12 protein-coding genes are annotated in these 11283 nt (G+C 59.9%); 5 read left to right on the top strand and 7 right to left on the bottom strand.

Translation table 11 applies throughout. From position 1 onward, the window contains the following. Positions 1 to 306: 306 nt before the first annotated feature. Positions 307 to 696, top strand: coding sequence for a hypothetical protein (locus QMX98_RS26735; protein WP_083374659.1), 390 nt, complete (start codon positions 307 to 309; stop codon positions 694 to 696). A 58-nt stretch (positions 697 to 754) separates the two neighbouring features. Continuing rightward, the gene (locus QMX98_RS26730; protein WP_282411623.1) at positions 755 to 1657 is read left to right on the top strand and encodes an alpha/beta hydrolase; all 903 of its coding nucleotides are present in this window, start codon (positions 755 to 757) and stop codon (positions 1655 to 1657) included. Here the strand turns inward: QMX98_RS26730 and QMX98_RS26725 are convergent. Continuing rightward, positions 1626 to 2609: a GlxA family transcriptional regulator gene (locus QMX98_RS26725; RefSeq protein ID WP_154911477.1), complete on the bottom strand. Its 984-nt coding sequence runs from the start codon at positions 2607 to 2609 to the stop codon at positions 1626 to 1628. The genes QMX98_RS26730 and QMX98_RS26725 overlap by 32 nt on opposite strands. An 88-nt stretch (positions 2610 to 2697) precedes the next feature. On the opposite strand from QMX98_RS26725, the gene inhA reads away from it, so the two are divergent. Further along, a complete protein-coding gene (gene inhA / locus QMX98_RS26720) occupies positions 2698 to 3375 on the top strand; it encodes an isonitrile hydratase (RefSeq protein ID WP_282411622.1) in 678 nt (225 codons plus the stop codon). A 468-nt stretch (positions 3376 to 3843) separates the two neighbouring features. Here inhA and QMX98_RS26715 read toward each other — a convergent pair whose 3' ends face one another. Both QMX98_RS26715 and QMX98_RS26710 read right to left on the bottom strand, forming a co-directional pair. After that, complete coding sequence (locus QMX98_RS26715; RefSeq protein ID WP_282411621.1) at positions 3844 to 4644, bottom strand: aminoglycoside phosphotransferase family protein; 801 nt, start codon at positions 4642 to 4644, stop codon at positions 3844 to 3846. Between the two features lie 7 nt (positions 4645 to 4651). Then, positions 4652 to 5140 carry an SRPBCC family protein gene (locus tag QMX98_RS26710; RefSeq protein ID WP_010458415.1) on the bottom strand — a complete coding sequence of 163 codons (489 nt, stop codon included), beginning with the start codon at positions 5138 to 5140 and terminating at the stop codon, positions 4652 to 4654. Between the two features lie 273 nt (positions 5141 to 5413). Between QMX98_RS26710 and QMX98_RS26705 the strand changes: the two genes are divergently transcribed. Next, positions 5414 to 5815 (top strand): lysozyme inhibitor LprI family protein, encoded by a 402-nt coding sequence (locus QMX98_RS26705; RefSeq protein WP_282411620.1) that lies wholly within the window; start codon positions 5414 to 5416, stop codon positions 5813 to 5815. Positions 5816 to 5950: 135 nt separating this feature from the next. Here QMX98_RS26705 and peaD read toward each other — a convergent pair whose 3' ends face one another. The 4 genes from peaD to peaA all read right to left on the bottom strand — a co-directional run bounded on the left by peaD (position 5951) and on the right by peaA (position 10511). Next, positions 5951 to 7069, bottom strand: coding sequence for a quinohemoprotein amine dehydrogenase subunit beta (gene peaD, locus QMX98_RS26700; RefSeq protein WP_200668019.1), 1119 nt, complete (start codon positions 7067 to 7069; stop codon positions 5951 to 5953). 24 nt (positions 7070 to 7093) lie between these two features. After that, positions 7094 to 7417 carry a quinohemoprotein amine dehydrogenase subunit gamma gene (gene qhpC / locus QMX98_RS26695; RefSeq protein WP_008027961.1) on the bottom strand — a complete coding sequence of 108 codons (324 nt, stop codon included), beginning with the start codon at positions 7415 to 7417 and terminating at the stop codon, positions 7094 to 7096. A 1-nt stretch (position 7418) separates the two neighbouring features. Beyond that, positions 7419 to 8849 (bottom strand): quinohemoprotein amine dehydrogenase maturation protein, encoded by a 1431-nt coding sequence (peaB, locus tag QMX98_RS26690; RefSeq protein ID WP_010458403.1) that lies wholly within the window; start codon positions 8847 to 8849, stop codon positions 7419 to 7421. 81 nt (positions 8850 to 8930) lie between these two features. Next, positions 8931 to 10511, bottom strand: coding sequence for a quinohemoprotein amine dehydrogenase subunit alpha (gene peaA / locus QMX98_RS26685; protein WP_282411619.1), 1581 nt, complete (start codon positions 10509 to 10511; stop codon positions 8931 to 8933). Positions 10512 to 10856: 345 nt separating this feature from the next. On the opposite strand from peaA, the gene QMX98_RS26680 reads away from it, so the two are divergent. Next, positions 10857 to 11213, top strand: coding sequence for a hypothetical protein (locus QMX98_RS26680; protein WP_083374665.1), 357 nt, complete (start codon positions 10857 to 10859; stop codon positions 11211 to 11213). Positions 11214 to 11283 lie beyond the last annotated feature (70 nt).

The following is an 11283-nucleotide window of genomic DNA, read 5'->3' as shown; positions in this document are numbered from 1 at the left end:
GAGCAGGCTCGCTCCCCCAGAATTTGTGTCAAACACGCTATTTGTGAACGACACCAAACCTGTGGGAGCGAGCCTGCTCGCGAAGACGTCATCAGCCATCGCACAGGACTGGCTGAATACCAGCGAAAAAAGTGAGCGGTAGGGTCCAGACTCCTACAACCATTAAACAAACCTGACCAATCACCCGAAACCGCTCATTCCAACAGCCCGAAAACGTTTGTTGCCAGCCGTTACATCCCCCCCTACCATCCACCGTCAACGGGTGCAGCGGAGCTGCCCGATAAAACCCGAATTCAAGGAACCAGAATGAGCCAGCGTATCCATCGCCCCATCGACACCCCTCTGCGTTCAGGCCTGAACCGCGATGAACTGTGGGAGGCCCACGACAAAGGCCTCATCAAATGCTGGGAAATCGGCCGCCAACGCGCCGCCCGTTTCCCCGAACTCGCCCAACGCTGCCTCGTCGGTGAGTTGCCGGTGCTGGGCTGGAAAGGTGGCGTGAGTCGCAGCCTGAAGAAACTCGAAAAGTACGGATCCCTCAAATACCTGGCCCAGTGGCAGGGTTTGCGTGGGGAGGATCTGGATGTTGATCTGGGTGAAGAGCGGCCTCTGACGTGTTCGCGGACGAGGATGGTGGTGACGTTTACGCCGGACCGGTCGAAGTACTTCAATCAGGTGGCCGAAGTCGAAGTCTGAGTTGGCGGAACCTGGTCTCTTTGCATCATCCGTCTGACAAACACCTCTGGAGTGTCCGATGAACACTGAAGCGTTGATCCAGAACATCAAGACCCCGACGTTGACGGTCGCCTACGAAGAACACGGCCCTGCCACCGGCGACCCGATCCTCCTCCTTCACGGCTTCCCTTACTCTCCACGCGGCTACGACGAAATCGCCCCGGCCCTCGCCGCTCGGGGCTACCTCGTTATCGTTCCGTACCTGCGCGGCTACGGCCCGACCCGCTTCAACAGCCCCGACACCCTGCGCTCCGGCCAGCAAGCTGCCCTCGCCCAGGATCTGCTGGACTTGATGGACGCGCTGGCCCTCCCGAAGGCCGCCCTTTGCGGCTACGACTGGGGCGGTCGGGCGGCGTGCATCGTCGCGGCGCTTTGGCCGGAGCGGGCTCGCTGTCTGGTGACGGGCGATGGCTACAACCTGCAGAATATTCCCGGCTCCACCCAGCCACAGGCCCCGGAAACCGAGCATCGCCTCTGGTATCAGTATTACTTTCACACCCCGCGCGGTGTCGAGGGCCTGACGAAAAATCGCCGGGACTTGTGCGAATTGCTCTGGAAATTATGGTCACCGACCTGGGCCAAAGGTCCTGAGCGCTACCCACTGAGCGCGCCGGCCTTCGACAACCCGGATTTCGTCGAGGTGGTGATTCACTCGTACCGTCACCGCTTCATGTACGCGCCAGGGGACCCGGCACTGGCGTGGATGGAAGAAGCGCTGACCCGGCAACCGTCGATCAGCGTCCCGACGATTTCCCTGTGTGGTGCCGACGATGGCGTCGGACCGGCCGAGGAGATTGATGAGGACATCGAACATTTCACCGGGTTTTATGAGCGGCGAGTGCTGGCGGGCGTCGGCCACAACATTCCCGAAGAAGCACCCGAAGCGACGCTCAAGGCATTACTGGATCTGCTTCAGCGCTGACAGAAAACCGCTCGCGATAGGCTTGCGGCGTTACGCCCATGGCCCGCAGAAAACTGCGGCGAAGCGTTTCTTCACTGCCGAACCCGCACTGCACCGCCACCCGTTTGATCGGCAGACCGGTATCACTGAGCAAGCGTCGCGCGGTCTCGACCCGGATCAGCTCGATGGCCCGCGCCGGCGTCTGGCCGGTGTCGGCGCGGTAATGGCGAACGAAGCTGCGTTCGCTCATGCCGGCCTGCAAGGCGAGTGTCGGAATGCCCAGGTCCATGGTGAGATTTTCGCTGATCCAGGCATGAAGTTCATCGAACCGGCTGCCTTCCTTTTGCAGAGACAAGGTCACGCTGAACTGCGACTGACCGCCCGGGCGCTTGAGGAACACCACCAGTTGCCGAGCGACGTCCAGGGCCATGGTGCGACCGAGATCCTCTTCGACCATCGCCAATGATAGATCGATGCCGGCCGTAACGCCGGCCGAGGTCCAGACCGGGCCGTCATTGATAAAGATCGGGTTGGGCTCGACCCGCAACCGGGGATGTTTCTGCGCCAATTGCTCGCAACGGGTCCAGTGAGTCACCACACGCCGACCGTCAAGCCAACCACTGGCCGCCAGCAAGAACGCCCCGGTGCACACCGATGAAACCCGCCGACATGCCGTCGCATGTTCACGCACCCAGGCCACCAGCGATTCATCCTCCGCCGCCGCGTAGACACCCCAACCACCGGCGATGATCAAGGTGTCGCTGCCTTGCTCGGGCAACGGCTCGGCTAACAGCGCCAGCCCCGCCGACGACATCACCACCCCGCCACCGTTGGCAATTACCGTCGGCGCGTAGGGCGCCGGCAAGCCTTGTTGACGGGCGATGTCGTTGGCCGACGCAAACACCTGCAACGGCCCGGTGACGTCGAGCAATTGCACATTGGCGAACGCGAGCACATGAATGGTTTTTGGCATATTGGCGTAATTCGTGGGGTTATTGGCGTATACGCCAGATCCTACGAGCCTAAAGTGAAGCCGTCCACCCACCTCATGAGAAAACACCATGACGTTGCAGATCGGTTTTCTGTTGTTTCCACAGGTTCAACAACTGGACCTCACCGGCCCTTACGACGTGCTGGCCTCGCTGCTGGACGTGAAGGTGCATCTGATCTGGAAGGACCTGGTGCCGGTTACTTCGAGCACCGGGCTGGTGCTGAAGCCGACCACGACCTTCGATGATTGCCCGCCACTCGATGTGATCTGCATTCCCGGGGGCAGCGGCGTCGGGCCGTTGATGGAGGATGAGCAGACATTGGCGTTTATCAAGGCCCAAGCGGCTAACGCGCGTTATGTCACGTCGGTGTGCACCGGCGCGCTGGTGCTCGGCGCGGCCGGTCTGCTGAAAGGCAAACGCGCGACCACGCACTGGGCTTATCACGAATTGCTGGGGCCTTTGGGGGCAATACCGGTGAAGGATCGCGTCGTGCGCGACGGCAATCTGCTGACCGGTGGCGGGATTACCGCAGGGATCGATTTTGCCCTGACCCTGGCGGCCGAGTTGTTCGATAAGGACACGGCCGAGCTGGTGCAGTTGCAGCTGGAATACGCGCCGGCACCGCCGTTCCAGTCCGGCAGCCCCGAAACAGCGCCGCCGAGCGTATTGGCAGAAGCGCATCGGCGGGCGGCGCCATCCCTGCAGCAAAGGGCGCAGATCACTGGACGGGCGGCGGCCAGGCTGTAGCAGTACTTTTCGACAGGCGAAAAAAAACCCGCTTCGGCGGGTTTCTCAAGACCATTTTCGACATCCTGTCGGCAGCCATCCTGGCCAATGGTCGATCATCCCTGATCCTGAGCACTCCCTGTGCTTCAGTTGATGGATCCAGAATAAGCGCAATGGTGAAGCACCAAAAGACGACATACCCGTCAGCCGGTGTAAGCCTTTGACCATAAGATCAAAAATCCACACGAACACTACAGTTTTCAAAAGGCGAAAAAAAACCCGCCGAAGCGGGTTTTCCCAAGACCATATCGACTCCCTGTCGGCAGCGAATCCTTGCTAATGGTCGATCATCCGTGATCCTGGAGCACTTCCTGTGCTTCAGTTGATGAGGCTAGATTACGCTTCGGATCCAATGTGCAATAGACGACATAGCTACCATCGCGTGTAAGACATTCGCTATACCCGCCCTTCCGAAAACCCTTAGACGCGTCAGCCAACCAGCATGAAAGCCGCGAGTTCAGCGGCCTGCAGCTGTCCTTGCGCCGCAAGCTCATCCTTATCCTCGAGAAACCAGGCCGCCGACAACCCGGCAAACGCCAACACCCATTGCAGCAGCCGTTGACGCTCCAGCCCCGCGGCCTGAGCCACGACCTCGATTTGTTTTTTGAAGCGCTGCGGATCATTAGCCGTCGGCAAATCGGGATTGCAGATCAGGTTGGCGTAGTCGAACCCGCGCTCGCCGATCACCCGTTTCGGATCGATAGCGAGCCAGCCTCGCGGGCCGAAATCCAGAACATTGTCGTGATGCATATCGCCGTGCAAAACCACCACATCCTGCGGCTCGGCGAGCAGCGCTTCGGCGGCTTTCAGACTGAGCAAGTAAGTGCCGCCCTGCTGTTCGGCGGCCATGTGCAAGGAAGCGAACCATGACGATAAGGGAATCAGGGGCGGCGGCGATGATGAACGCGGGGCGTGTAAACGAGCCAGCGCTGTGCACAGTATCCGGCTGGCCTCGTCATCCTGGCCGTTGAGCGCCATGTGCATCAGCGATCGATCGCTCTCGGCACGTTCCAGCACCAACGCATCGCCATGATGAGCGTAAACCCGTGCGGCGCCCTCGCCGTCCCACCAGGTCATCAGCAGATTGCCGAACTTTTCCTCGGCATCGACGGCGACCTTCAACATGGCCGGCAAATCACCCATCCGTACCGGCAGCAAACAACTGCCGGGCGTGATGATCGGTTCGCCGTCCGGCACCAGGGCCCAGCGTTTCAACCAGGTTTCAAACATGCAGCCTTTACTCTTCCTGACGCTCGTGAGCCTTGGCGCCGGTTTTCAGAAATTCTTCGATATTGCTCATCTGCTCATCCCAGCCACGGCTGTCCATACGGAACGCCTTGAGCCTGCGCGTCTGCGGGATGTGATCAAAACCGGACTCGGTGACCTTCAGCAACGTGCCCTCATCCATGTCTTCGAGCTCGAACTTCACCAACGTGGTGGGTTCCTGGGAATAATCGGTGTCCGGCTCCACCGCATAGGGATGCCAGCGAAACGAAAACACCCGCTCCGGCTCGACCCGCTCCACCAGCACATTCCACAGCAGGTACTCATAACCCGGGTAAGTAATCTGCCCCTGCGTCCATTCACCGGCGACAAAGCGCTTGCCCTCCAGCGCCACGCCAAACCACTGCCCGAAGGCCTCGGCATTGGCCAGCACGCGCCACACCTGCGAGCGCGGTACTTTGAGCAGGATTTTCCTTTCGATGCGATCTGATGCTGGGTTCATAAGTCACCTCCTGTACTGAACAGTAGGCCTGTAAGACCACAAGACCAACCTTAAAGTTGTATCAAGGGGGCGTTGTTATCAAGCATGTCTGAAATATTCGGCTGCATTTCCAGTGGGAAGTTCTGGCTCGCAGCCGAATGCCTGGCACAGTACGCGGACCGTTGACGCAGGCAAGCCCCTTGGCTAAAGAGGTTACACCTGACTTCATTATTGGTTGACCACCCTCTTCGCTACACTGCATCTCAACGTTTACCCATCACAGCGAGAATCACTATGCACCCACGCTTCCTCCTGGCCCTGACCCCTTTGCTGTTCACCACCGTCGCCCACGCGGCGGACTGTGACAACGCCACCGACCAGGCCACGATGAATCAATGCGCGGCGCAGCAGCACAAGGCGACGGACAAAGAGTTGAATGCGCTTTACCAGCAGATCACCCAGCGCTTGAAGAGCAACCCGGACAGCAAAAAGCTGCTGCTCGGGGCACAGCGTTCGTGGATTGCGTTTCGGGATGCCGAGTGCAAGTTCGCGAGTGCCGGGGTGGAAGGCGGGAGTGTGTATCCGCTGATCTACAGCAACTGCGTGACTGAATTGACCAAGGCGCGGGTGGAGACTTTCAAGAATTATCTGAAGTGCCAGGAAGGGGATATGGGTTGCCCGGTACCTGGGGTGTAACACTTCGGTGACGCTGAGGGCCTCTTCGCGGGCAAGCCTCACGCCTACAGGTTCGCAGTGATCGCACTATTGGGTGCGAGGCGACCGTGTAGGAGCGAGGCTTGCCCGCGAAGGCGTCAGTTCAGACGCCACACGTTACCGGACAAATATCTGCGCCGTCGTGATCGCCATATCCCCCCCCGGCAACTTGATGTTGCCGATCTGTTTCATGCTTTCCGGATCAAAGATCGCCACATCATTAAACGTCCCCGCCAGGTAGATCTTGCTGCCGTCCTTGTTGAAGGAAATGCAGTAGTAGGAATGATCCAGCGTTGCCGCCTGGAGCATTTTCTTCTCCTTGATGTCGTACTTGGCCAGGCGGTTGAGCACGCCGAACATCAGGTTCGGATCCTTGGGCGAGCGCATGCCGCTGAAGTAGATTTCCGTCAGAGGGCCGAAGTCGGTGGTTTCGGTCTTGCCGGTTTTCAGGTCGATGCTGAACAGCCCGTAGAGGTATTCAGCGGTGGCCGGATCCTGTTTCTTGTCCTTGAATTTCGCGGCGGTGTAGAGCAGGGAGAAATCATGGCGATAGGTCTGCTGGTTCCACACGTAAAGCACGTCCGGCGCGCTGTAGTTCGCCCGTTTCCAGTGACGACTGGGGATCAGCACGTCGAACTTGCCGGTCTTCACGTCGACCTTATAGACATCCGCCCCCGCCACGTACAGCGTGCCGTCGTCACCGCTCTGCATGATGGTCAGCTGCCGTGGCGCCGGGAAACTGCGCACGGGCTTGGCGTCCATGCCGGCGTCGGTGGCATAGACATCGAGCCGCGGTTGCTGCACTTCGTAGCGGTCGTTGAGCATCAACGTCGGGTTGGCGATGGCAAACAGTTCCTTGCCGTCGTGGCTGAGGGTAAAAGCGAACATCGACTTCGCTTTCTCCCCAGGTTTCTGGGTGATGCTGGCGTGGAACACTTGCTTGCAGCTGTCCAGCTCGACGCCGTAGACATCCGCGTAGTGATTGTTCAGCACGTAAGCGGTCTTGCGATCCGGCGATAACTGCACAGTGCCTGGACCGAAGGCGTCCGGCATCTTGCAGGTCTTGAACAAGGTGTCCGTCGCCAGGTCGAGCACGTGCAGGTTGTTCGGGTAATTGGTGGTCACCATGTACTCGTGACCCGCTTGTAATGCAGTGTTTTCATCGGCCAGAACGTTGATTGAACAGACGCTCAGGACGGCGAACGCGGCCAGGCCGCAGGCTTTAATGCGATGCATGCTGGAATCCTTCTTCATGTCCGATCACTTGTCTTTCGGGAAGACAGTGCCGAGGTTGCGCCAGTTGTCGTTGGACGCCTGGGCATCCTTGTTCCAGTCCGGGTAGGTGCTCATCATGTCGGGCACCTGGGCAGGCCACCAGCAAGGGTCGGAGCAGCCATACAGGTCGGCTTCCATCGGCTGGCACAGCGACGACACCCCGCCAAACGCATCGATTTCCCAACCCGGGTCAGTGGTCGAGGCACAGCCCGCGACAGAGCTCATCGCCACCACTTCTTCGATACGGTTTTCGGCCGCGGCCTCATCCAGTTTCAACGCTTTGTTATTGATTGCCTTGAGATGTTTCATATCAGTGAGCCTTGCGCGGAGTGATGTAGCTGCTGATAAACGCAGGGTTGTGGGCCATGATCCGGGTGTAGACCTCGATGCCGAAGTCGACCCAGTCACGCATCAGTTCGCAGTAGTGATAGGTCGGGTGGGTCGGGTCGCCGTACCGGGCGTAACTCTCGTGGTAGCAGCCGCCGGAGCACAGGTTGCGGATCTGGCAGTCTTCGCAGCCGGTGTTGGTACGGTCCAGGCGCTGGGACAGGAAGTCATTCAACTCCACCTGTTTTACACCGCTGTGGACGTTGCCGAAGGTCGGCAGGCTCGACCCGGTAAAGCGATGACACAGGTTCAGTTCGCCCTTGTGATCCACTGCCAGCATCTTCAGGCCCGCGCCGCAAGGCAGGGCTTTTTTGTGACCTTCGTGGATGTCGGTGATCAGCTGGTGCAGATTGGAGAAACCGATGTTGCGGTGTTCCAGAGCCGCTTCCAGGTAACGCCGACCAAGTCTCTTCATGCTGGCGAAGACTTCGATCAGCTCGTCGCTGGAGAGGTTGAAGGTGCTGATGTCGCCGGAGGTCACCGGGGCAAAGCCGACCTCGGCAAAACCCAGTTCGTTGAACAGGTGATCCCAGATGGTTTCGACGTCGGTGACGCCGGTGGTCAACGTGACCCGGGCACCCACCGGACGGCTGTTGTAGCGCGACAGCAGCATCTCGGCCTTGCGCCGTACCACGTCGTAAGTGCCCTGCCCGCCCACGGTGATGCGGTTGCGGTCGTGCACGGTTTTCGGTCCGTCGATACTGACTGACAGGCCAAAACGGTGGGCATTCAGGTAGTCCACGGTCTCTTCAGTGAGCAGCGTCGCGTTGGTGGTCATGACGAACTCGACGAACTTGCCCGCCTCGCGGAAGCGCTTCTCGCAATAGTCGACCATGTACTCGATCAGCTTGCGATTACTCAGCGGCTCGCCACCGAAAAACACCACGGTGAAGCGCTCTTCATCCGGCGATTCGCGCAGCAGCATTTCCACCGACGCGACGGCTGTTTCGACGTCCATTTTCTTGCCGGCCGACGGCTTGTCGAGGTCTTCCTTGTAGCAGTAGGTGCAGCTCAGATTGCAGCCGGTGTTGACGTTGAGCACCACGGTATTGATCGCCGTGCGCTCGACCCGTTTGGTGCCGATGTCCGGGGTCAGCGGCGAGCCGTCGCTGACCAGTTCCAGGGACATCAGCTCGCGCAGGGTCTCAGTGATTTCCTCGCCGTTGAAACGCGAGGCCAGGCGCTGGATCAGGTCCTCCGACGAACAGCCGGGACCACGCAAGGTATCGATGATGGTGCCCGTCAGCTCATCGCTGGCGAACAGCGAACTGCTGGGGATGTGAAACAGCATGCGGTCGGCATCGACGTGCACTTCGTGCAGGTTCCGTTCGACCAGATTCAAAATAGCGCCCATTGCAACCTCCTGTGCAAACCCCGTTCTACGGGGCCTGCGGTCATTCCGAAAAAGTGTCTGAAGCCTTAGGGATCAGCCAACTCATGGAATGGGTGGATTGTTCCAGCGTTGCACGGTGACGATCATGTGGCCTTCGCCGGTCAGGGATTTCCCTGCGTCGTCGACGGCGGCGATCACCTTGAGGTTGCCGGCATTGTTGGTGGACATCTTGCGTTGCGGGTTCGGCCCGGCATCGCCCGGTGTGAACACGCCGCTGTCGGCCTGCATGGTGCCGGCGAACTTGACGTCTTCGTCTTCCTTGGCGCGATCGTCGAAGGCTTCGACCGACCACTGCGCCGGGAACACGCCGATGCGATACGGCTTGCCATCTGCACCCTTGCCCCAGGCTTCGGCATCGAAACGGCCCTGGACTTTCGGCGTCGAACCACCGCCCTCGCCGATCCGTGCCACCGAGAACTCGGGCACGACTTTGACTTGGTTGATCTTGCTGTAGACCGACAGGGTCGGGCCTTTCAGCGTGCCAACGGTGACGTTGCGCAGCCCCGGCTGGGCGTTGCCGGCCGCCTTGAGTTTGACCTTGATGCGATCAGGGCTTTGCTCGACGACTTCCACCACGTCCACGCCTTTGCCGAAGTTCGGTTTACCGGTGAGACCGCTGCCGATCAGGGTCACTTCAGTTTCGGTACCTGCCTTCAGATAACCCGGCTGCACCGCCAGCAAACGACTGCTGCCGTGTTTGGTGGCGACGAAGTCCAGACCGCGCTCATCGTGCTCGGCCTCGAACATCCGCCCCTGCATGGCATTGCCCTGGGCCGCGAACACCTGGCGCATGGTCACGCCGTCGATGGTCACGTTGCCGCGCCATTCGTAACCGGTGTAGAGAATCGCGCTGCCCTCGCCATTGAACGGGCTGCCGTCGGCGTATTGGCCTTTGACGCCGACCTTGAAGGTGTCGCTGCCATCGGCGGTGACGCTCATCACGCCGGCCAGTTCGCCTTTACCCGGCAAGTGGCCGCTGAAGCTCCAGTCGCCGACCAGCGACTCGGCTTTCGGCGCGCTGCCCAGCCATTTTTTCCAGGCCGGGTTATCCAGCGGGTAACGCTTGGCCAACAGCGGCACCATGTCTTTTCGAGCCAGGTCGAACCAGTCGCGGTCACGAGACAGCGCCTGGTATTCCAGTGACGGCCATTGGCCGAGGTGGAAGTTCACCAGGCGCTCCCATTCCTGGGCCGGACGCCGTTGCAGGGCAACCCGCGCACCGGAGTGGCAGCGGCCGCACATCTGACTGGTCTGATCGTCGAACTTCTCGACGGTATTGAGTCGGCGCTCCAGCGCATAGCGCACGCCATCGGTTTCACTCGGCGCCAGGCCTTGGGTGTCGGCCAGGTATTTGACCAGAGTGCGGCGGTCGTCATCGCTGATCTGCAAACCGTGCATGGTCTGCATCCGGGCGATGCTCATCAGCCAGCCTTCCGGGGTTTTTCGCTGGTGGCTGATGCGGCTCAGGGCATTGTCAGCTTCGGGGGTGTGACAGCCCTGACAGGTTTCCTTGAGGATGGTCTGGGCGTCGCGGGCTGCCAGGCTGTATGGCGAATGCAGCGCCACACACGCGGCCACGGCCAGCAGACTGGCGCTCAGGCCTGATCGGAGTCTTCTCTTCATCAACGTCGAACCTCGCACAGTGCTTTCTTATTTTTGTGGCTTATCGTTTTTATGGTTTCTGCCGTCGGCGGCGCACCGCTGACGGAGGCAAGAGAAACGTCTGCAATGAGCAATACACGGAGCGTGCCAGCTTGACGACAGCCTTTCTTATCAAGTACTTACACGAAGACAAGGCCCGCGAATCGAGGCTGGGCGGGTTCGCCTGCGTCTAATATCGCGACAGGTGTTGCAACCTGAGACAAGCATAGATGCCCCGGCCGGAACAGTTCATCGCCCGACGATTGACGGCCATTGCAGGCGGGTGCGAAATGGTGATTCACCGATTGCCAGTCAGGGGAAAACAAAATGGCAAGCATCACTGTCCTGGCGGGGGACTTTCTGCAGGGTGATGGAGAGTACAGAGACGGCGTTTTTACCCTTAGAACGTCGCTGCACCCGTGGCCCGGCATCACCCTCCCGCTCTCAGCGTTCAAGCGTGTGGAAGTCGCTAACCAGGAATCGATCAACAACATCAAGGACGCCATCGGCTTCGGCGTGGCGGGCGCGATGTTGCTGGGGCCCATCGGCGCCCTCGCCGGGTTCATGTTGGCCGGCAAGGAGACCGAAGTGACCTTTCTGGCGACGCTCAATGATGACAAAAAGCTGTTGGCTGCCGTAGATGGCGCCACGTTTGAAGAGATTTCGCGGAAGATACATTCCTGATCCGCCACTTCCCCGCAACACTTGGGTGTTTCGGGGGGCGCCGGGTGAAAGGGCCAAAGTCGAGGAAAAT

Origin of the sequence: Pseudomonas sp. PS02303, from assembly GCF_029959925.1 — a bacterium.
In the GTDB taxonomy this organism is placed as follows: Bacteria; Pseudomonadota; Gammaproteobacteria; order Pseudomonadales; family Pseudomonadaceae; genus Aquipseudomonas; species Aquipseudomonas mandelii.
The sequence above is the reverse complement of the archived record's forward strand: the minus strand, read 5'-3'. Positions and strand labels throughout refer to the sequence as shown.